This is a genomic window from Streptomyces profundus (genome assembly GCF_020740535.1).
Classification (GTDB): Bacteria; Actinomycetota; Actinomycetes; order Streptomycetales; family Streptomycetaceae; genus Streptomyces; species Streptomyces profundus.
Genome location: NZ_CP082362.1, coordinates 5,133,421 through 5,154,344, shown reverse-complemented (window position 1 = coordinate 5,154,344; position 20,924 = coordinate 5,133,421). Strand labels below are relative to the sequence as shown.

Annotated in this window: 19 protein-coding genes; 13 read left to right on the top strand and 6 right to left on the bottom strand. The window is 73.5% G+C overall.

Annotated features, from left to right (window positions below; genetic code table 11):
- Positions 1–85: 85 nt before the first annotated feature.
- Complete coding sequence (locus tag K4G22_RS22755) at positions 86–319, top strand: hypothetical protein (RefSeq protein WP_228082198.1); 234 nt, start codon at positions 86–88, stop codon at positions 317–319.
- A 112-nt stretch (positions 320–431) separates the two neighbouring features.
- Here the strand turns inward: K4G22_RS22755 and K4G22_RS22750 are convergent, their stop codons facing one another.
- Positions 432–932: a hypothetical protein gene (locus K4G22_RS22750; protein ID WP_228082197.1), complete on the bottom strand. Its 501-nt coding sequence runs from the start codon at positions 930–932 to the stop codon at positions 432–434.
- 189 nt (positions 933–1,121) lie between these two features.
- Positions 1,122–2,462 carry an extracellular catalytic domain type 1 short-chain-length polyhydroxyalkanoate depolymerase gene (locus K4G22_RS22745; protein WP_228082196.1) on the bottom strand — a complete coding sequence of 447 codons (1,341 nt, stop codon included), beginning with the start codon at positions 2,460–2,462 and terminating at the stop codon, positions 1,122–1,124.
- A gap of 41 nt (positions 2,463–2,503) precedes the next feature.
- Between K4G22_RS22745 and K4G22_RS22740 the strand changes: the two genes are divergently transcribed.
- Positions 2,504–3,631, top strand: a complete 1,128-nt coding sequence (locus K4G22_RS22740; protein WP_228082195.1) for a PucR family transcriptional regulator — start codon at positions 2,504–2,506, stop codon at positions 3,629–3,631.
- 13 nt (positions 3,632–3,644) lie between these two features.
- Here K4G22_RS22740 and K4G22_RS22735 read toward each other — a convergent pair whose 3' ends face one another.
- Entirely contained in the window at positions 3,645–4,601 is a 957-nt protein-coding gene (locus K4G22_RS22735; protein WP_228082194.1) for an alpha/beta hydrolase, read from the bottom strand.
- 279 nt (positions 4,602–4,880) lie between these two features.
- Between K4G22_RS22735 and K4G22_RS22730 the strand changes: the two genes are divergently transcribed.
- Positions 4,881–6,176: an SGNH/GDSL hydrolase family protein gene (locus K4G22_RS22730; protein ID WP_228082193.1), complete on the top strand. Its 1,296-nt coding sequence runs from the start codon at positions 4,881–4,883 to the stop codon at positions 6,174–6,176.
- Between the two features lie 613 nt (positions 6,177–6,789).
- Here the strand turns inward: K4G22_RS22730 and K4G22_RS22725 are convergent.
- A complete protein-coding gene (locus tag K4G22_RS22725) occupies positions 6,790–7,566 on the bottom strand; it encodes an IclR family transcriptional regulator (RefSeq protein WP_228082192.1) in 777 nt (258 codons plus the stop codon).
- Positions 7,567–7,668: 102 nt separating this feature from the next.
- On the opposite strand from K4G22_RS22725, the gene K4G22_RS22720 reads away from it, so the two are divergent.
- The 7 genes from K4G22_RS22720 to K4G22_RS22690 all read left to right on the top strand — a co-directional run bounded on the left by K4G22_RS22720 (position 7,669) and on the right by K4G22_RS22690 (position 14,638).
- Positions 7,669–8,592 (top strand): 5-dehydro-4-deoxyglucarate dehydratase, encoded by a 924-nt coding sequence (locus K4G22_RS22720; RefSeq protein ID WP_228082191.1) that lies wholly within the window; start codon positions 7,669–7,671, stop codon positions 8,590–8,592.
- Positions 8,593–8,700: 108 nt separating this feature from the next.
- The gene (locus K4G22_RS22715) at positions 8,701–10,269 is read left to right on the top strand and encodes an ABC transporter substrate-binding protein (RefSeq protein WP_228082190.1); all 1,569 of its coding nucleotides are present in this window, start codon (positions 8,701–8,703) and stop codon (positions 10,267–10,269) included.
- A gap of 8 nt (positions 10,270–10,277) precedes the next feature.
- The gene (locus K4G22_RS22710; RefSeq protein ID WP_228082189.1) at positions 10,278–11,204 is read left to right on the top strand and encodes an ABC transporter permease; all 927 of its coding nucleotides are present in this window, start codon (positions 10,278–10,280) and stop codon (positions 11,202–11,204) included.
- A gap of 107 nt (positions 11,205–11,311) precedes the next feature.
- Positions 11,312–12,202: an ABC transporter permease gene (locus K4G22_RS22705; RefSeq protein WP_228082188.1), complete on the top strand. Its 891-nt coding sequence runs from the start codon at positions 11,312–11,314 to the stop codon at positions 12,200–12,202.
- Entirely contained in the window at positions 12,199–13,239 is a 1,041-nt protein-coding gene (locus K4G22_RS22700) for an ABC transporter ATP-binding protein (RefSeq protein ID WP_228082187.1), read from the top strand. The genes K4G22_RS22705 and K4G22_RS22700 overlap by 4 nt, the downstream gene beginning before the upstream one ends.
- The gene (locus K4G22_RS22695; protein WP_228082186.1) at positions 13,232–14,227 is read left to right on the top strand and encodes an ABC transporter ATP-binding protein; all 996 of its coding nucleotides are present in this window, start codon (positions 13,232–13,234) and stop codon (positions 14,225–14,227) included. Before K4G22_RS22700 ends, K4G22_RS22695 begins: the two co-directional genes overlap by 8 nt.
- 273 nt (positions 14,228–14,500) lie before the next feature.
- Complete coding sequence (locus K4G22_RS22690; protein ID WP_228082185.1) at positions 14,501–14,638, top strand: hypothetical protein; 138 nt, start codon at positions 14,501–14,503, stop codon at positions 14,636–14,638.
- Positions 14,639–14,690: 52 nt separating this feature from the next.
- Here the strand turns inward: K4G22_RS22690 and K4G22_RS22685 are convergent, their stop codons facing one another.
- On the bottom strand, positions 14,691–14,879 hold the full coding sequence (locus tag K4G22_RS22685) for a hypothetical protein (protein ID WP_228082184.1): 189 nt from the start codon (positions 14,877–14,879) through the stop codon (positions 14,691–14,693).
- A gap of 171 nt (positions 14,880–15,050) precedes the next feature.
- Here K4G22_RS22685 and K4G22_RS22680 point away from each other — a divergent pair, with 171 nt between their 5' ends.
- The gene (locus K4G22_RS22680; protein ID WP_228082183.1) at positions 15,051–15,761 is read left to right on the top strand and encodes an SDR family oxidoreductase; all 711 of its coding nucleotides are present in this window, start codon (positions 15,051–15,053) and stop codon (positions 15,759–15,761) included.
- 148 nt (positions 15,762–15,909) lie between these two features.
- A complete protein-coding gene (locus K4G22_RS31700; RefSeq protein ID WP_265590247.1) occupies positions 15,910–16,878 on the top strand; it encodes an RDD family protein in 969 nt (322 codons plus the stop codon).
- Between the two features lie 22 nt (positions 16,879–16,900).
- Here K4G22_RS31700 and K4G22_RS22670 read toward each other — a convergent pair whose 3' ends face one another.
- Positions 16,901–17,524 carry a hypothetical protein gene (locus K4G22_RS22670; protein ID WP_228082182.1) on the bottom strand — a complete coding sequence of 208 codons (624 nt, stop codon included), beginning with the start codon at positions 17,522–17,524 and terminating at the stop codon, positions 16,901–16,903.
- Between the two features lie 209 nt (positions 17,525–17,733).
- Here K4G22_RS22670 and K4G22_RS22665 point away from each other — a divergent pair, with 209 nt between their 5' ends.
- A complete protein-coding gene (locus K4G22_RS22665) occupies positions 17,734–20,922 on the top strand; it encodes a DUF6531 domain-containing protein (protein WP_228082181.1) in 3,189 nt (1,062 codons plus the stop codon).
- Positions 20,923–20,924 lie beyond the last annotated feature (2 nt).

Genomic DNA, 20,924 nt, shown 5'->3' with positions numbered 1-20,924 from the left:
CACACGGGATCCGCTCCCCGCGGAGGGTCGCCCCGCCGTGCCCGTGGCCCCCTCCCGTCATCCTGTCTCCGAAGGAGCCTTCCCCATGAAGAGCACCGAGAGCGGTACCGGAACTCACGCCTCGTTCAGGCGGCTGGCCCTGGTCGGCACCTTCTCCCTGGCCCTGTTCGCAGGGCCGGCGCTGGGGCAGGCCCTCACCGCCGGCTGGAACGCCGACTCCACGTCCGCCGCCGCCTCGTCGTCCACGGGCACCCTGGGCGAGGAGGGCGACGGCTGGAGCTGGATCCCCAACGGCGGTTGGAGCTGGATCCCCAACTGACGTTCCCCGCCGAGGCGAGAGCCATCGGCGCCGAACCACGCCTGGCGTCGTCCCGACCACGGTCGGGACGACGCCAGGCGCTTTACGGGCGAGCGGGCGGGGCGTGCCTCGGTCAGCAGGCGTCCCAGCGCCAGCCGCCGTCCTCACGGGTCCACGGCTGGGCCTCGGTCTCGAACTGCGGGATACCGATGCCGTAGGAGACGAGGGCCGAATCGCCGTCGATCTCGTCCACGCTGATGTTCTCGATCTCCTGGGCGCCGTACTCCTGGTGGCTCTGGTCGGCCAGCGCGGCGAACGTCGCCGCCGGCATCTCGGCGGCACAGCGGGCCGAGAGCAGCCCGTGGGCCGTGTCGGCGTCCGGGGCGAACAGGGCCACGGTGTAGTCCCGGACGGCCTGTTCGAGGGCGGCCTCGTCGCCGGCCTCGTCGTCGGCGGCCGGTTCGTCGTCGGCGGGCTCGTCGGCCGGCTCGTCGGCGTCGCTCGCCGCCGGGCTCTCGGCGCTTCCGTCTGTGGTCGACTCGGACTCGTCGTCGTCACCGCCGCACCCGGCGAGGGTGAGCGACGCGGCGGTGGCCAGGGCGGCAACGACAAGTTTCGTGCGGGTGAACGTCATGTGGACCATGATGACATGATTCGCAACTGCGACTTACCCAGGCCCCAGCATCCCATCCGCTCTTTCTGCAAAAGAGGCTTGGCCGATGCGGCAACATTTGCGAACTGCTAATATCTCCGAGCCGCGCAGGGCCCGCCATGGGTGCCCCCGAGGACCCACGGCGGGCGGCTTGAGGGGGCGTGGGCCGGGTCAGGAGCAGGCGACGCCGTCCAGGGAGAACGCGGTGGGTTGGCCGTCGTCGCCCGTGTGGCTGGCCTGGTAGCCGAAGCTGACGCCGGCGCCGGGTGCGATGACGCTGGTGTGACCGACGCCGGCAGCGGTGATCGCGCCCTGGCTGCCCGTGAACTCGGCGTTCCAGCCGGCGGTGAGGGTCTGCCCCGCGGGCAGGGTGAAGGCGAGTCGCCAGCCGTCCAACGTCTCCTCGCCGGTGTTGACGAGGGTGATGTCGCCGGTAAGTCCGTTGTTCCAGGCGTTGGTTGTGACCGTCACCGCGCAGGCCGTGCCACCCGGATCGCCGGGGCCGCCCGGGTCGCCTGGATCGCCGCCGCCCGGCGTCTCGTCGGCGAGGCCGAAGAACCGGATCGCCTCGGCCGCCATGCCGCCGCCGGGCAGCGAGTGGCCGACGCCCGGCAGGCTGATCGCCTCGACCGGGGCCGTCTCCCCCGCGTCACCGTAGCGGGTGCGGTCCCAGCCGGGCCTCGGGCTGTCCGAGAGCGCGGGCGTCTGGCTCACCCCGAGGACATCGGTCCACTGCTTGATGGCCTCGCCGAAGTTGGCGTAGGAGAGGATGTCGTCCTCGGTGCCGTGCCACAGCTGCATCCGGGGCCGCTCGCCGGCGTATCCCGGGTGGGCGGCCCGCACCAGCTCGCCCCACTCCTGCGGGGTGCGGCTGATCTGCCCGTTGGCGCAGGCGCTGTTCCACTCGGAGCCGTCGGTGGTCGCGAAGCAGCCGAACGGGACGCCCATGAACGCGGCGCCGGCCCGGAACACGTCCGGGTAGTTGCCGAGCAGCACGTTGGTCATCATCCCGCCGGACGAGGCGCCGGTGACGAAGATCCGGTCCGGATCGGCGCCGTGCCGCTCCTCGACATAGCGGACCATCGAACGGATGGAGACCGGATCGCTGCCGCCGTCCCGCCGCAGCGCCTGGGGGGAGGAGACGTCGAAGCACTGGCCGGCGCGGGTCGCCGACGGGTAGATCACGACAAAGCCGTGCTGGTCGGCGAGTTGGGCGAACTCCGTGCCGGCGTGGAACGCCGGTCCCGAGCCGGTGCAGTAGTGGACGGCGACCAGCACGGCCGGCTCGTCCTGGACGGTGTCGGGGACATAGAGGTGCATGTCGAGACCGCTGGGGTTCTCGCCGAAGTCGGTGATCTCGGTGAGCGTCGCCGCCGTGGCCGGCGGCGCGCCGACCAACAGCAGGGCCAGCACGGGGAGTACCCCGCCGACCAGGGCGAGGAGCGCCGAGCGGAGGCGGCCCCGGCGCGGTGGAGGTGGGGTGGCCGGGAGTGACGCGGCTCTGGTGGTCATGTACCTGCCCTTTCTAGACTGCGCTTCGTGAAGGGTCTTTCGTGAAGGGTCTGTTGCGGCGCCTGTCCTCGCTCGACGCCGATGCCGCCGCCGCCGTGCGGGTCATCGCCCACTACCAGGCGCTGCTCGGCGGCGGTGCCGTCGATCCGGTGACCCTGACGCGGTCGACGGCCGGTCTTGCCCAGTGCCCCGCCGGTCTTGAGCTGGCCGACGGCAGCACGGTCCGGTTCGCCCCCGACGGGGTCGCCCTCCCCGGGGTGCCGGGCCATGTGTCGGGAAGCGTGGAGCTGCGCCCCCGAGGGCGGGTCTGGCTCGAACGGGACGGCGCGGACGCCCCGTTCGACGCGCTGGTGCTGGAGTGGATGGCCATCGCCGCCCGGGTGGGCCCCCGCGTCCCCGGCCCCTCACCGAGGGCGGCCGACCCGGCGCTGGTCGAACGGGTGCTCTCCGAACGGGAGAGCATCGAGGACCGCACCCGCGCGGTGCGGCTGCTCGGCCTGCGTCCGGCGCTGCCGCTGCGGGTGGTGGCGGTCGCCGTCGACGCGGAGAGCGACGCCGGGGTGGTCGCCGTGACGCTGCTGGCCCGCAGCGGGCTGGCCGCCACCGTCCCGGTCGCCACCGTCGGCCCGTTGGCAGCCGCGATGGTGCAGCCCGGGCAGGGCGACGACTCACCCGCCGCCGAGCTGCGCGCGGTGCTCGCCGACCGGGCACGGGAGGGGCTGCCGGGCGGCGCGCGGTCCCGGGTCAGGTTCGGCGTCGGCGGCGGGGTGCCGCCCAGCCACGCGGCGACCTCCTGGGCCCAGGCACGCGCCGCGCTGCGCTTCGCCGGCGACGGGCCGGACGAACAGGTCATGGACCACGAGGAGTTGGGGCCGCTGACGCTGCTGGCCGAGGTGCCGGCCGCGCGGCTGCGGGCCGATCCCGGCGTGCGGGCACTCGCCGAACTGGCGCGACGGGACGCCGGCCCCTCGGGCATCGCGGCGCTGGCCGCGTTCTGCCGCACCGGCTCGCTGCGCCAGGCGGCCGGCGAACTGCACCTCCACCACAGCTCGGTCGCGGCCAGGCTGGCGGGCGTGGAGGCCGCCACCGGCTGGCGACTGAACCGTCCCGACGGCCGGTTCCGCGCGCAACTCGCCCTGTACGCCTGGCGGTTGAGCCGGACCGACTGAGCGTCCCCGGCGTTCACCCCCGGAGCCCCTGGCGCAGGGCCGCGAGCGCGTCGGCCGTGATCCGCTGGGCGACGCCGGAGTGTGTCACCGCCGCGCAGCCGTGGAACGTGCCGGGGTAGAACCGGAGCCGGGTGGCGACCCCGGCCGCGGTCAGCGCCTCGGCGAAGGCCAGGCCCTCGTCCCGCAGCGGATCGAACTCCATGACCGCGACACATGTCGGCGGCAGCCCCGTCAGGTCGTCGGCGCGGGCCGGCGCCGCGTACGGCGAGACGGCCTCCTGGCCCGAGCCCAGGTACCGTTCCCAACTCAGTCGCGCGTTGCGCCGGTTCCAGACCGGGGTGTCGGTGAAGCGGCGGGCGCTCCCGGTGGTCAGCCGGTCGTCGAGGGCCGGGCTGTGCAGATGCAGACAGCGCGGCGCGGGCCCGCCGGTGTCGCGGACGAGCAGCGCGAGCCCCGCCGCCAGGCCGGCGCCCGCGCTGTCGCCCCACACCCCGATCCGGCCGGGGTCGACGCCCAACTCCTCGGCCTGGTCGGCGATCCAGCACAGCGCGGCATGGCAGTCGTCCAACGCGGCGGGAAAGGGGTGCTCGGGCGCGAGCCGGTAGTCGACCGCGACCACCACGGCCGGCAGCTCGCGGCTGAACCGCAGGTTGCCCTCGTGGTCCACGTCCCAGGTGCCGAGCACGAAGCCGCCGCCGTGCAGGCTGAGCACGGCGGGCAGCGGACCCGGCACCCCCACCGGACGGTAGATCCGCAGCGGCACCTTCAACCCACCGGACCGCCCCGGCGCCCACACCTCCCGCACCCGCACGCCGCGACCGTCCGCCAGCGCCATCGCCTCCCGCAACTCGGCGGCCTGGGCCCGCCTGGCGGCGGCCAGATCGGAGATGTCGACCTCGGCCATCATGGCGAGGGCCGCGGCCAGCTCCGGATCGAAGGGGTAGCCATGGCGGTCACCCGAGTCGCCCATCCCGTTGTCTCCGTTCCACGCACGGCTCGCTGCTGTTGCGAAGGTGTCATGGGCCGCTCCCGATCGGCAGCAGACAGGCGTCGGGGAAACGGCGGCCTCCGTCCGACGTTCGCGCGGGGCCGCCTCCGCCCCGCCTGCCGAACGGACGTTCCGTCACCGTCCGTACGGCCGCGCCCCCTTGACGTGGCCGGGGCCCGTTCCTACTGTCACGGCGCCGTCGAGCCCCGGCCCGGTGTGTGTCCCGGTCCTGCCGCCTCTCCCCCGAAGGAGCCCTCCCCCATGAGCGCGACCCGCCACCTCAGACGGCTCCTTGCCGCCGTCGCCCTCCCCGTCGCCCTGCTCGCCGGGCCAGGCGTCGGCCAGGCCGCCGCCGGGCCGACGGCCGAACCGGACATGAGCTGGGTCGGCACCTGGACGGCGATGCCCCAGCTGACCGAGGAATCCAATATGCCCCCGCCGCCGTTCACCGGCGACGACGTGGTCCTCGACGACAGCACCCTGCGGCAGACCGTGCGGGTCACCGTCGGCGGTGACCGCGTCCGGCTGGCGTTCTCCAACGAGTTCGGCGGCGCGCCACTGCCACTCACCGACCTGTCCGTCGCGCTGCCGCTGGGCGGCGAGGCCGGCGTCAGCGCGGTCGAACCCGGCACCGTCAGGCCCGTCACCTTCAGCGGCGGCCGGGAGTCGGTGACCATCCCGATCGGCGCCCGCTATGTCTCCGACCCGATCGACCTCGCCTTGGCGCCGGGCGCCAACCTCACCATCACCGCGTATCTGGCCGACGGCCAGGCGTCCCGGTCCATCACCTCCCACCCGGGGTCGCGCACCACCTCCCACCTGCTGGCCGGCAACCACGTGGACGCGGCCGACCTGCCGGGCGCCACCCCCACCGACCACTGGTACTTCCTCAGCGCGGTCGAGGCGTGGTCCCCGCCGGGCACCCGCGCCACCGCCATCCTGGGCGACTCCCTCACCGACGGCCGGGGCTCCACCACCAACGCCAACAACCGTTGGCCCGACCAGCTCTTCGACCGGCTGACCGAGGAACAGGACACGCCACGGACGGCCCTCCTCAACCAGGCCGCCGGCGGCAACCGGGTGCTCAACGAGGGACTCGGCCCCAGCGCGCTGTCCCGGCTCGACCGCGACGTGATCGCGCAGAGCGGCGTGGACCAGCTGATCCTCTTCGAGGGCGTCAACGACATCGGCACCGCGGACGCCACGGAGGCGGCCCAACAGGCCGTCACCGACGAGCTGATCGTCGCCTACGACCAGATCATCAGCCGCGCCCACGCGCACGGCATCACCGTCTACGGCGCGACGTTGACGCCGTTCGGCGACAACGAGATGTACGACGACCCGGCGGGACTGCGGGAGACCTCACGGCAGGCCGTCAACGAGTGGATCCGCACCAGCGAACGCTTCGACGGCATCCTCGACTTCGACGCGGCCACCCGCGACCCGGCGCACCCCCACCGTCTCCTCCCCACCCTCCACGACGGCGACTGGCTCCACCTCACCCCCGAGGGCTACGCCCTCCTCGCCGACACCGTCCCCTCCCACATCTTCCCCTGACGGCCACACCGGCCCCCCAGCGGGAAGCCGCACCCGGCGGCCAGCCTCTCGCCAAGGCCCGGCGGCCGGCTGGTGGCCAGCACCGGAGAACCAGCAACGGGCAAAGTCGGGCTGGCGGCGGGTCCCCCGTCCCGTGAGGTCGGGGCGACAACGGCGGGGCGCCGGGCACGAGTTGCCGGAGGCGCCCCGCGGTTGTCCCTTCGGCCGCCTGGCCGACCACCGCGGCGCCATCCCATCAACGCCGGGAACCAGCCCGAGGCCCGGCCGCCAGGTCTCCGCGCCAGAAGCCCCACCAGCACAACCGACCAAACCGGGCCCCTGGGCCCGGAGGTCCGGCCAGACGGCGGCTTCACACCAGCCCCCAACCGACCCACCGCCCAAGCCCGGCGCTCAGGCGCGCCCCGGCGCCAGCCCGTGAACCATCGACGCCAGACCGGCACGCGCCCCAACCCCGACACCCGGGCCGGCCGAACCGGGCCCCTGGGCCCGGAGGTCCGGCCAGACGGCGGCTTCACACCAGCCCCCAACCGGCCCACCGCCCAAGCCCGGCGCTCAGCCGAAGCGCGTTCGACCGAACCGGGCCCCTGGGCCCGGAGGTGCGGCTTGGGGCCGGCTAGGCCTCCGCGTCGAGGCGGTCGCGGGCGGCGTGCAGGGCCGTGAGGATGGCCGCTTCGCGGGCCGGGTCGAGGCGGACGATGGGGACGGAGCAGCTCAGGGCCTCGTGGACCGCGCCGCCGAACCGCAGCGGCAGCGCGAAGCAGCGCAGCCCCAACGTGGACTCCTGCTCGTCGACGGCGTGGCCGCGCCGCGCGACCGTGGTCAACTCGTCGCGGAGCGCCTCCCGGCTGGTGAGGGAGTTCTCGGTGCGCGGGGTGAGCGTCGCCGGGAGCAGCGCGTCCACCTCGGGCCAGGGGCGGTGGGCGAGGATCGCCTTGCCCAACCCCGTGGCCCAGCAGGGGAGTCGGCGGCCCGGCTTGGAGACGACGGCCAGCGAGTGGCGCGAGGGGCACGTCGCCAGGTAGACGATCTCGTGGCCGTCGAGGCGGGCCAGGTGGATGGTCTCGCCCAGCTTGTCCGAGAGGTCGTTCATCACCGGCTGCACCCGGCGCACCACGTCGTCGTGTTCGACATACGCCGCGCCGGCGCGCAGCGCCCTGATGCCGAGGCGGTAGTTCGAGCCGTTCTCCGTCAACTCGACCCAGCCGGTGCGCACCAGCGTGACCAGCAGCGCGTAGGCGCTGGCCCGGGGAATGGCCAGGCTCTCCGTGACCTCGCGGAGCGACCGCGGCGCCTCGGCCGCGCTCAGATACTCCAGCAGCGCGATGGTGCGGTCGGCGGACTTGACGCTGCGCACCCGTCCCCCGTCCCGCGAGCCGTCCGGTTCGGCCATGGCTTTCTCCTTCACACCTCTTGACGCGCGCTGCTCGCCAGCACTTTACTCCCGTCTACCAAGTTAGACGATGTCTCCATACATAGACAAGGGGCCGGGTCGGTGCAGGCACAGCAGGCGCATTCGCAGTCGAGCAACTCCCTCAGTGGGCTACTCGCGTTTCCCGTCACGCCGTTCGGGGAGGACGGCGGGCTGGATCTGGCGCGGTTCGAGGAGCATCTGAGCGAGACGGTCAAGGCCGGGCCCACGGCTCTCTTCGTGGCCTGCGGCACCGGCGAGTTCGCCTCGCTGACGCTGGCCGAGCACCGCGAGGTGGTCCGCGTCGCCGTCGCACACGTCGGCGGCGCGCTGCCGGTCTACGCCGGCGCCGGCGGCGGCACCCGGGTCGCCGTCGAGTTCGTCCGCGCGGCCGAGGCCGCCGGGGCGAGCGGCGCCCTGGTGCTGCCGCCGTATCTCCAGGTCGGGCCGCCGGCCGGTCTTGTCGCCCACTACCGGGCCATCGCCGAGGCCACCGACCTGCCGTTGATCCCCTACCAGCGGGCCAACGCGATCTTCACCCCGGAGGCCGTCGCCGAACTGGCCGGGCTGGCGCAGATCGTGGCGTTCAAGGACGGTCACGGCGACATCGAGCTGTTGCAGCGCGTCCAGACCGCGACCGGGGGCGAACTGCCGCTGCTGAACGGGATGCCGACCGCCGAGACGTTCGCCCGCGCCTACGCCGCCGTCGGCGCCCGCGCCTACTCGTCGGCGACCCTGGCCTTCGCCCCGACGATCGCGCGCGGCTTCTACGACGCGTTCGTCCGGGGCGACGACGCGACGCAGCGGACGTTGCTGCGGGAGTTCTATGTGCCGCTGACCCAACTCAGGCTGACCACCGAGGGATACGCCGTCTCGCTGGTCAAGGCGGGTCTGGCCGTGCAGGGCCGGAGCGCGGGGCCCGTCCGGCCGCCGCTGGTGGAGGTCACCCCCGAGCACCGGGAGCGGCTGGCCCAGCTCATCGATCGAGGGCACGCGGCCCTCGCCTGACCCGACAGACCGCCGTGTGCGCCGCCGCAGCCGCCGAGAGGCCCTGGGACGCGGCCCCGCACACGACGTCGACGGGCCGCGCTGTCCCGGCGCGACCAAGGAGGAACAATGAAGTCCCCTCTCCGCCCACCCCTGACCGCCGGGCCACCGGGCCGGCGCCGCACCGCGCTGCTCGGCGTGGGAGTGCTGCTGCTGACAGGCTGTCAGGTCGCCAACTCCGGCTCGTCGGCCGCCGGCGCCGACACCGTCCGGATCGCGCTGCCCGAGGAGCCGCCCACGCTGGAGCCGTGCGACGCGTCGCTCACCGCGACCGGCCGGGTCACCCGTTCCAACATCACCGAGCCGCTGACCGAGCGGAATCCGGGGACCGGTGAGCTGGAGCCCAAGCTCGCCACCGAGTGGACCCAACTCGACGCCACCACCTGGCACTTCACCCTCCGCGAGGGGGTGGACTTCCATGACGGCACCCCGTTCACCGCCGAGGCCGCCGCGTTCTCGATCGACCGCACCGTCAACTCGGACATCGACTGCAATGTCGCCGGCTATGTCTTCGGGGACCCGGTCGGCGCGACGGTCGTCGACGACACCACCGTCGAGGTCACCACGGAGGAGGAGGACCCGATCCTCCCGCTGCGGCTCTCCTTCGTGGAGATCGTGCCCACCAGCACCGACTCGACCAGGAAGGTGCGCGAGCCGATCGGCACAGGGCCCTACCGGATCGACAAGTGGAACCAGGGAATCAATCTGCGGCTCGCCCGCAACGAGGAGTACTGGGGCGAGGCGCCCGCCTATGCCGCCGCCCTCTACTCCTGGCGCGCCGAGGGCAGCATCAGGGCCGCGATGGTCTCCAGCGGCGAGGCCGATATCGCGGTCGGTCTGGCCCCCGCCGACGGCGCCGGCGAGTTCGCCGTCGAGTTCCCCAACAACGAGACGTCGTATCTGCGGATCGACGCCACCCAGCCGCCGCTCGACGACATCAGGGTCAGACAGGCCATCAACTACGCGATCGACAAGGAGGGCTTGATCGCGTCTGTCTTCGCCGGGCTCGGCCAGCCCGCCGCCCAGCTGGTCCCCGAGGGCGTCACCGGGCACAACCCCGACATCCCCGCCTGGCCTTATGACCCGGAACGCGCACGGGAGTTGGTCGACGAGGCCCGCGCCGACGGCGTCCCGGTGGATCGCACCATCACCATCATCGGCCGCAACGGCATCTACCCCAAGGCCGCCGAGACCGTCGAGGTGGCGCAGAACGGGCTGCTGGAGGCCGGGCTCAGCGTGGAGATCCAGATGCTCGACGTCAACGCCTGGATGGAGTACCTGCTGCGGCCCTTCCCCGCCGATATCGGCCCCACCCTGCTCCAGGCGCAGCACGGCAACCAGGCGGGCGACGCCGCGTTCACCATGGACCAGATCTACGGCAGCGAGGGCGCGCAGAGCAGCTACGGCACGCCCGCGCTCGACGAGCTGATCCACCGGGCCGAGCTCTCCTCGGACGCCGAGCGCGAGACCACGTTCGCCGAGGCCCTCGCCCACCAGAACGACGAGGTGGTCAGGGACGCCGTGTTGGCGCATATGACCGGGATCATCGCGCTCTCGCCCGAGGTGCGCTACACGCCGGACGCCGCGACCAACGACGAGATGCGGCTGGCCGAGATGCGTCCCGCGAACGGGAGTTGAGGTCCACGATGCTGATCTTCCTCCGCCATCGCGTCATCTCCAGCGCCCTGCCGCTGCTCTTCGTGATCCTGGGCGTCTTCTTCCTGGCCCGGCTCACCGGTGATCCGGCCAACCTCTATCTGCCGTTGAGCGCCACCCCCGAGATGCGGGAGGCGTTCTCCGAACAGCACGGCTTCAACGATCCGTTGCTCGTCCAGTTCGGCGACTATCTGGCGCAGTTGGTCCAGTTGGACTTCGGTGAGTCCCTGCGCACCGCGCAGCCCGCCGCCGAAGCGGTGCTGCGGGCCTTCCCCGCCACGCTCCAACTCGCGGGCTTCACCATGCTGTTCGCGATCATCGGCGCCGTGGTGGTGGGCAGTCTGGCGGCCTACCGGCCCAACTCGCCGATGGACCGGATCGCCAGCTTCCTCTCGGCGACGGCCGCCAGCATCCCCGACTTCTGGTTCGCGATCATGGGCGTGCTGATCTTCGCCGTCCATCTGGAGTGGCTGCCCACCTCGGGCACGGTCGGCGCCGGCGTGTGGGTGCTGCCCATCGCGACGCTGCTGATCCGCCCGTTCGGCGTGCTCACCCAGGTGGTGCGCGGCGCCATGGTGTCGGCGCTGTCAGCGCCCTACATCAAGGTGGCGCGGAGCAAGGGCGCCAGCGAGCAGCGGGTGATCTTCAAGCACGCGCTGCGCAACGCGGGCGCCCCGGCGCTGACCGTCGCCGGCGATCTGACCGTCGGACTGATCAACGGGGCGGTGGTGGTGGAGACCATCTTTGGCTGGCCCGGCATCGGCAAGCTGATGATCGACTCCATCCTCCAGCGGGACTTCGCGGTGCTCCAGGCGGCCGTGCTGATCACCGCGCTGACGATCTTCGCGCTCAACATCCTCATCGACATCTGCTACGCGCTGCTGGACGCCCGAGTCAGGCAGGGGGAGTTGGCATGACGAGCACACCTGTACCTGAGCCCGCTTCGGAACCCAGTTCGGAACCCGCTTCGGAGGCCGTTCCGGGAGCGGTTCCGAAGGCGCGGCGGTCTCTCGCGCGGCGCGGGTTGGCGCTGCTGTTGCGCGACCGGCTGGCGACGGTGGCGGCGCTGGTGCTGCTGCTGGTCGGGCTCTGCGCGGCGCTCGGCCCCTGGCTGTTGGGCGACCTGGCCAGGGAGCAGCATCTGCACGCGGTCAACCTCCGTCCGCTCTCCACCTCCCAGGGCTGGGAGTTCCTGCTGGGCAGCGACGCGCTGGGCCGCAGCGTGCTGGCGCGTCTGGTCGTCGCGGCGGGCACCACCATGACGGTCGCGGTGCCGGCGGTGCTGCTCTCGCTGGTGGTCGGCTCGGTCTGGGGCATGTGGGCCGGCTTCCACCGGGGATGGCGGGAGAACGTCTCACTGCGCATCGCCGATGTGATTCTCAGCTTCCCCTCGCTGCTGCTGGCCGTGGTGGTGCTGTATGTCTTCACGCCAAGCGTCGCCAACATCATCGTGGTGCTGGCCGTGGCCCGCATCCCGATCTATCTGCGGACCGCCCGCGCCGAGTCCGCCGAGCTGCGCGGCCGGCTCTTCGTGGACGCGGCCCGCACCTTCGGCACCGGGAACTGGTCCACCATCCGCCGCCATGTGCTGCCGATCGTGCTGCCCACGCTGCTGACGGTGGCGGCGGTGGACTTCTGCTTCGTGATGCTCACCGAGTCCTCGCTGAGCTTCCTCGGCATCGGCATCCAACCGCCGGACGTGTCCTGGGGGTTGATGGTGGCGCAGGGGCGGCAGGAGTTGCAGACGGCCTGGTGGATCGCGGTCTTCCCCGGGCTGGCGATCATCCTGACCACCGTCTCGGCGACGGTCCTCGCCTCCTGGGCGCGGATCGCCGGCGACCCGGCCCAGCGCTGGCGGCTCACCGTGCCCCGACGCGAACGGCGCGCACGGCGCGTCCAGGAGGTAGTCCGATGAACGCCGAGAACGCTGAGAACGCCGAGAACGCTGGGAGAACACAGCAGGCCGCCGCCGCTGGGGCCGTGGCGCTGGCCGTGTCCGGGCTCTCCGTCCAGGTCCGCACGCCGGAGGGGCCGCTGCCCGTGGTGCGCGAGGTGGGCTTCACCGCCCACTCGGGCGAGACGCTGGCGCTGCTCGGCGAGTCGGGGTGCGGCAAGTCCATGACCGCGATGGCCGTCGCCGGGCTGCTCGACCCGGTGGCCGAGGTGACCGGCGGCCGGGTCGAACTCGCCGGCCGCGACGTGCTGTCGCTGGGCGCGCGGGAGCGCCGGGCCCTGGCCGGCCCGGGGCTGGCCGTGGTCTTCCAGGACGCGCTCACCGCGCTCAACCCCGTCTACACCGTGGGCGATCAGCTCGCCGAGCCGTTCCGCATCCACCAGCGGATGTCCAGGCGCGCCGCGCGGGAGAAGGCGATCGAGCTGATGGAGCGGGTGGGCGTCCCCGAGCCGCGCGCGCGGGCCCGTGCCTATCCGCACCAGTTCTCCGGCGGCCTGCGCCAGCGGCTGCTGATCGCCATGGCGGTGGCGCTGCGCCCCACCGTGCTGCTCGCCGACGAGCCGACCACCGCGCTGGATGTCACCGTGCAGGCGCAGATCATGGAACTGCTCGCCGAACTACGGCGGGAGACCGATATGGCGCTGGTTCTGATCACCCATGACCTGGCGGTGGTCAAGGAACAGGCGGAGCGGGTCGCGGTGATGTACGCGGGCGCCGTGGTCGAGTCCGGGCCGACGGCCGAGGTGTTCGCCGCGCCCCGACACCCCTACACCCGTGGCCTGCTGGACTCCGTGCCGGCCGGTCATCCGCGCGGCAGCCGACTGCGGTCGATCGAGGGCGCGCCGCCGAGGCCGACCTCGGTGCCGACCGGGTGCGCGTTCCGCGACCGCTGCCCGCTGGCCAGGGAGCGGTGCGCCACCGAGACACCGACGTTGACGATCACCGGGCCGGGACGGACGTCGGCCTGTCACTTCGCGGAGGAGCTGGCCGATGCCTGAGACCGCCGATACACCGCTGTTGGAGGCCAGGGGCCTGCGGAAGAGCTTCCGGGTGCCGCGCGCCGCCTCGGGCGGCAACCGGTTGCACGCGCTGGGCGGCGTCGACCTCGCCGTGCGGCGCGGCCAGACGCTGGGCCTGGTCGGCGAGTCGGGCTGCGGCAAGTCGACGCTGGCCCGGGTGCTGCTGATGCTGGAACGCCCCGACGCCGGCACCGTCCGGTTCGACGGCGTGGACCCGTTCGCGCTGCGTGGCCGGGAGCTGCTGGCCTGGCGGCGCCGGGTGCAGATGGTGTTCCAGGATCCCTTCGCCTCCCTCAATCCCCGGTTGAACGCCGGTGATCTGATCAGCGAGCCCTGGCTCAGCCACCGGGATCTGGTGCCCCGCGCCCGGCGGCCGGCACGGGTCGCCGAGCTGCTGGAGATGGTGGGGCTGCGCGCGAGCGACGCCGCGCGGTACCCGCAGGAGTTCTCCGGCGGCCAGCGTCAACGCGTCGGCATCGCCCGCGCGTTGGCGCTCAACCCGGATCTGGTGGTCTGCGACGAGCCGGTCTCGGCGCTGGACCTCTCGGTGCAGGCCCAGGTGTTGAACCTGCTGACCGACCTCCAGGCCGAGTTGGGCATCGCCTATGTCTTCATCTCGCACGATCTGTCGGTGGTGCGGCATGTCGCCGACGAGGTCGCGGTGATGTATCTGGGGCGGGTGGTGGAGTCCGGCTCGGCCGAGGAGGTCTTCGAGCGGCCCCGGCACCCGTACACCGCCTCGCTGCTGTCGGCGGCGCCGAGCCTCACCGAGACCGGCGGCGAACGGATCGTGCTGCGCGGCGAGGTGCCGTCGCCGGTCGACCCGCCGTCCGGCTGCCATTTCCGGACGCGCTGTTGGAAGGCCGAGGCCGACTGCGCCGCCGTGACGCCCGTCCCCGAACCGGCGGACTCGGCGCACCGGGCGGCCTGTCTGCACCCCGTGGAGCTGACCGCCGCGCCGGGGTGAGGTCGACGACCGGGCGGCCGGCGCGGGTTGCTTTGCGGCGGTGAGGTGCTGTCGAGCGGTGCGTCGATATCGAGCGTCACGCGGAAGCCGGAGGTGGAGGTGAACGTCACCCGGCCGTCGTCGACGCCGATCCCCAGGAACGGGTTCTGATACTGGAGGTAGAGCACCCAGGCCAGCTCGCCCTCGCGCCCGGTCGCGGCGGCGAAACCCTCGGAGCCGAAGGAGCCGAAGCCGCAGCAGAGCACCAGGCCAAGGTCCGGCACCGGGAGCCGGGTGGTGATATCGACCGTCGTCACCCACTCCGGGTCGGCGCGCAGCTCGGCGGCCAGGTCGAACGGCGTCCCCCACACCACGCCCGCCTCGGTCTCCGGATCCGCCGTGACCGCGACCGACTCCCCCGACGCCAGATAGAGACCGTCCTTGATCGGCAGCTGTTCGTTCGCCCAGAGCGAGGCGATCGGGCTCAACGCGGCCACGACCACACCTGATCGGGCGGCGCGCCGATGGCGTCGCCCCGTTCGCCGGCGGCCGGCCCGTGCCTCTCCCCGTCCACCGGCGTGGCGTCGGCGTCGCGCACCAGAAGGCCCAACGCCACCAGGAGGGCGGCGGCCCCAGCCCCGCACGCGACCCGCCATCCACCGTTACTGGTCATCCGCCCGTACCCCCGTACGCCGCGCTGATCCGTTGCCCACAGGACGCGCGGCACGGGCCGGCCGGTTCCCGCCGGACCCGGACGGTTGACATCGAGCGCGCTCCAACTGCTGGACTCCAGCGGTACGGGCGATCGCCCGACGAGCGACTGAGACGGTTCGGAGGCGAACGGATGAGCACGGAGAACGACACGTCGGTGACGCTGATCACCGGGGGCGGCAGCGGCATCGGCGCTGCGGTGGCCGGCCGGCTGCTGGCGGCCGGGCAGCGCGTCGCCGTGCTGGGGCGCGGGGCCGAGCGGCTGGCCGCCCTGGAGCGGGAACTCGAGGCGCCCGACGGGCTGTTGACCATCGTCGGCGACAGCTCCGACTGGCCGTCGGTGCGCGAGGCGGTCGCCTCGACGATCGACCGCTTCGGGCGGCTCGACGCGGTGGTCGCCAACGCGGGGGTCACCAGCCATGACACGGTCGTCGACGGCGACCCGGAAAAGTGGCGGGAAATGGTGCTGACCAATGTGCTGGGGCCTGCGCTGCTGATCCGGGCCGCCCTGTCGGCGCTCCGCACCTCGGCGGGGCGGATCGTGCTGGTCGGCAGCGTCGCCGGCCTGGTCAACACCCCGGGCAACCTCTACGGGGCCACCAAGTGGGCCATGACCGGGCTGGCCGAGAACGCCCGAAGGGCGGTGACGGCGGACGGTGTCGGCGTCACGCTGATCGCGCCCGGCCGCGTCGAGACCCCGTTCTGGGACGGGCTCGGCGAGCTGCCCGCGGGCCGGCTGCTCAGCGCGGACGAGGTCGCCGCCTCCGTGGTCTGGGCCCTTGACCAGCCGGCGGGAGTGGATGTGAACACCGTGACGATCCGGCCGGTGGGACAGCCCGTCTGAGCCCTGGAACGGGGGCCGTTGTCGGTGGGGGTCGCTACGATAAGGGCCTCCGGAGCGGTAAGGGTTCCGGGGGTTTCGGGGTGGAGCTGAGCGCGGTGGCCGGATCGGCGCGGCGTTCGGCGGAGTGAGCACTGGTCGGGGGATCGGGATGCGAACAGCGGGGGCGGCGGGGGCCGCCGATGCGATGGGGCACGGCGCCGATGCGCCGGGACACGGCGCCGTAGGGCCGGGGTTCGGCGCCGTAGGGCCGGGGTTCGGCGGCCAGCCGCCGGCGCTGGCGCGGGCGTCGGGCTGGCGGCGCGGATTGGCCTGGGTGGTGGACTTCTCCCTGGTGATCACGCTCGCGGTGCTGCTCGGCTTCCTCACGTTCAACCGCGTCAGCGCGATGCTGACGGACGCGCCGGGGCTGGCCGAGACGGGGGTGTGGAAGGTCGTCACCTCGGGCGGCGATCTGGCCGGCGCCGGCCAGGCGTTGGGCGAGTCGCTCTGGAACCGCTCGCTGCGCGCGGTCCAACAGGGCTTCGCGCTGCTGGTGCTCGGCACGTTCCTCTACCAGTTCCTGGCGCTGGCGTTCACCGGCACCACGCTGGGCAAGGCGCTCCTCGGGCTGCGGGTGGTGCCGGCCACGGCTGACGGGGCGGCGGCTGACGGGGCCGCGGCGCCCAGCCGGCCGGCGCGGCGCTCGGCCGCCGTGCGGGCGGGGGTGACGTCGATCGCCGATGTGGGCCTGCTGGCCCTGGCCTGCTGCCTGTTGGTGGGGGGCGCGTTCCTCCTGGCGGGGTTCGTGGTGGTGCTGGCGGTGGTGGCCTTCCTGGCCAACGGGATACCGGCGGCGCTGGGCGCGCGGCGCTCCCTGGCGGACCGGCTGGCCGGCACGGCGGTGAGCGGCGGGCTGATGCGGGCCACCGCGCAGCGCACGGCACATCTCACCGCGCACTACACGGCGCAGGGCGGGCGGGCCGCCCGGCAGGCGGCCCAGCGGGTCGCGGAGTCCGAGCGCGCCCAGGCCGCCATGGCGCACGGCCGGCGCCTGATACCGAGGGGCCGTCGCGAGCGGGCCCCGCTGGACGGCGCGAACGCCGGCGCGGCCCCCGACGGCCCCGGCCCACCCGAGTAGCCGCCCGGAGAGCCCGGGGGCGTCAACCAGGCGGGGAGGAACGCGAGTCGACCAGATCCAGGGCATGGATGAGCACCTCGCACGCCTGGACGTGGCTGCCCGACCCCTGGAGCGGTTCGGCCAGCCGACGGCAGACCTGGACGGCCTCGGGCCCGGTGGTCTCCCTGGTCTGGTGGAACGCCCGCTCCAGAACCTCGACGGCCTCCCTGGCCCGCCCCGAGTCGGCCAGCGGCTCGGAGAGTTCGAGTCGCGGCGCGAAGGTGGATGATCCGGGCGAGCCCGAAGCCCCCCGGCACCACGCGGCCGACCATCGCGATCCGCACGTTGGACTGTTTGACGTCCCGGTGCGGCACGCCGGCGCGGCGCACGGCGCCGAGCCCCTCGGCCATGCCGATGACCACCGCGCGCGCGGCCTGCCACGGGAGGGTCTCGAACTCCCTGCGGAGCGACGAGAGATCGACGCGCGCGTCTCGTACCGGAACCGCCCCTCGTCGACGCTGCCCTCGGCGACCGATCGGTGCAGCCTGTTGGCGGCGGCTCGGCGGTCCAGCAGCTCGTCCCACGCCTCGTGGCCGACGCCCATGCCCCCGGAGCCGACCGCGCGAATCAGGCGGTGGCGCTCGCCCAGCGACTCCCCCTGCGCCATGGATCCATCCAGTCCCGCCCCGGTGACCATGAGCAACGGGGCGGTCGAGCGATCGGGACGCTGGGGCGGGTGACAACCGGCACACCCTAACAGTCAAGTCCGTTGTGCCGAACGCCTGTTGAACGCTCGCACGCCCAGGCTTACCGTCGGTGCGCACGACAAGCGGTGTGTACGACAAACCGACAGCGAGCCGGGCGGAAGGACTGCGCATGACCGGGCCCACCGACGAGGGGGCGCCGTGCGTGCCACCGCCGCCGTCCATCGAGCCGAACGTGCTGCCGCCCCATCTCAGGTTCGCCCCCGTCGACCCGTTCGGCCCCTTCGACCCCGCCACCGCCACCACCGCCACCACCGCCGGCGCTCTCCTGCCCGCGCAGGACCCGCCGCCGTGGCCCCGCTACGCCCTGCGCACCGCGCCCAGCGGCCTCGATCCCGTGCGGGGGCGGCCGAGGCTGGAGGCGGAGGACGTCCGGCTGCCGGGGGTGCTGCCGCTGGTGCTGGCGCGTCGGCACCACGGCCGGACGCGGGCCGGCCGGGCGTTCGGCGCGGTCTGGGCGTCCACGCTCGACCAACGGCTGTTGCTGCGCGAGTCGTCGGTGCTGCTCGTCGCCGAGGACGGCCGGCTGCTGACCTATCCCTCGCCCCGGCCGGGCTCCGGCCGGCCCGTGCTGCCGTTCCATGGCCCGCACTGGCCCCTGACCTGGGACGGGGCTCCCGGCGGCCCGATCACGGTCCGGCGTGCCGACACCGGCCACACGTTGCGCTTCCGGCCGCTGCCCTGCGGCCCCGGCGCCGAGCTGCCGCTGACCTCGCTCGCCGACGGCCGGGGGAACCATCTGGCGCTGCGGCACGACGCCTTCGGCCGTCCCGTGGAGATCGTGCACAGCGCGGGGTACCGCCTGGGGATCGACAACGGCGAAGGGGGGCGGGTGGCAGCGGTGCGGCTGCTCAACGCCCCGGACGCCCCCGCGCTGTTGCGGTGTCGCTATGACGAGGAGGGCAACCTGACGGAGGCCGAGAACGCGGCGGGAGCCGTCGAAAGCTACGCCTACGACCAGTCGCGACGCATGGTGCGGTACACCGACCGCGCGGGGGACACGTTCCGGTACGGCTATGACGGCAACGGGCGGGTGCGCGCGGTTGAAGGGCCCGGGGGTCTGCTGTCCCGCACGGTCTCCTACGCGGGGCGGCGCACCACGGTCACCGACGCGCTGGGGCACGTCTGGACGTTCGAGCGGAACACCCGTGGCCATCTCGTGGCGGAAACCGACCCGTTGGGGAACACCACCCGGTATGTCCGGGACCGCGAGGGCCGGCCGCGCACCGTGACCGACCCGTTGGAGCGGGCCACCGCCTACCGGCACGACCGGTTGGGGAACAGGGTGGAGAGCCACTTCCCCGACGACACCCGCGCCACCACCCGGTACGACCCGCGCGGCCGGCCGCTCGCCCATATCGCCGAGGACGGGGGTACCACCCTGTTGACCTGGGACGGTCAGGGCCGGCTCGAAAGCGTCACCTCGCCGGTCGGGCGGGTCACCCGTCTCGGCCACCACGCCGGCGGCGGCCTGGCCACGCTGACCGATCCGCTGGGCGCGGTGTGGCGCTACGCCTGCGACCGGGCCGGACTGCCCACGGCGGTGACCGATCCGGCCGGCGAGACGACCCGGCTGGAGCGTGACCATCTCGGGGCCGTGGTTCGGATCATCAGCCCCCAGGGCGAGCGACTGTGCCTGGAACGCGATGCGTTGGGGCAGATCACCGCCCTGCGGCACCCCTCGGGCGCCGTCGAGCGCTGGACCCGCGACGCCGGGGGCCGCCCCCTGACCCACACCGACGCGGCGGGGCGCACCACCCGTTGGGAACGTGGCCCGCTCGGGCTCTGCCTGGCCGTGTGCCACCCGGACGGGCGCGTCGTGCGCTACCGCCACGACCGGGAGGGGCGCCCGACGCGGATCACCGACCCGACCGGCCGCGACTGGGAGTACGTCCACGACGCGGCCGGCCGGCTGGTCGAGGCGGCCGACCTGGGCGACCGGCCGATCCGGTTGCGGCACGACGCGGCCGGCCAGTGCGTCGGCTGGACCAATGGCGCGGCGCAGCGGCTCTCCCTGCGCTTCGACGCGCGCGGTCGACTCGTGGAGCGCCGCACCGAGTTGGACCGGGAGCTGTTCCACTACGATCCCGTCGGCCGGCTGATCGGGGCGGAGAGCACCGAGACCACCCTCGCCCGCACCCTCGACGGCTCGGGTTCGGTGCTCGCCGAGACGGTCAACGGCCGTACCGTCAGCATGCGTTATGACGCGGCCGGGCGCCGCACCGCGCGGCGCACCCCCTCCGGCACCGAGACGACCTGGGCCTATGACGCGGTGGGCCGCGTGGTGGCGCTGCGGGTGGACCAACACGCCGTCGCGCTGGAACTCGACGCCTCCGGGCGCGAGTCGGGCCGCGCCATCGGCGGCTCCGGCGCGCTGCGGCAGAGTTGGGGCCCGGCCGGCCGGCTGGCCGGCCAGACCCTGCTCTCCGGCTCCTCGCGCCGCCACCGCACCTGGGAGTACGGGGTGGACGGCCGGCTGTGGCGGACGACGGACGAGGTGGCGGGGACGGTGGAGTTCGCACGCGATCCGGCCGGCCGCCCGGTGCTGGTGCGCGACCGGACGGGCCCGCACCCCTACTCCTATGACGCGCTGGGGCAACTGACGGGTGACGGGCGGAAGTTCGAGGGGCCGCTGCTGGTCGTCGACACCGAGGGGGTGTCCTATCGGCATGACGCGAGGGGCCGGGTGGTCGCCGCGCCCCGCAAGCTGCCGTCGGGATCGGTGGGCAGCTGCCTCTACACCTGGGACGCCCTGGACCGGCTGACCGATGTGGTGATGCCGGACGGCCGGCACTGGCACTATGTGCACGACCCGCTGGGCCGGCGGGTGGCCAAGCAGCTCCTCGACGGATTCGGCGAGGTCGAGGAGCGCGTCCTGCTGGACTGGGAGGACGCGCTGCCGGCCGAACAGACCTATCCGGACGGGACGGTGACCAGCTGGCACTGGGTGCCGGGCGACCATCGGCGTCCGCTGGCCCAGACCGGGCGCTTCGGCTCGTCCTCCCCCGTCTTCCACGGCATCGTGACCGATCCGGACGGCTCCCCCACCGAACTCGTCGACGCCAGGGGCGACATCGCCTGGCGCCGCCGCGCGACCCCGTTCGGCGCCCCCACCGGGCTCGGCTCGGACACCGCGCACTGTCCGCTGGGCTTCGCCGGCCAGCTCTATGACGAGGAGACCGGCCTCTTCTACGACTTCCACCGGGGCCACCGCCCCTACGACCCCACCAACGCCCGCTATCTCGCCCCGCTCCCGCACCCCACCCATCCGTTCACCGGGGAGGCCGCGCCGAGTCCATGACG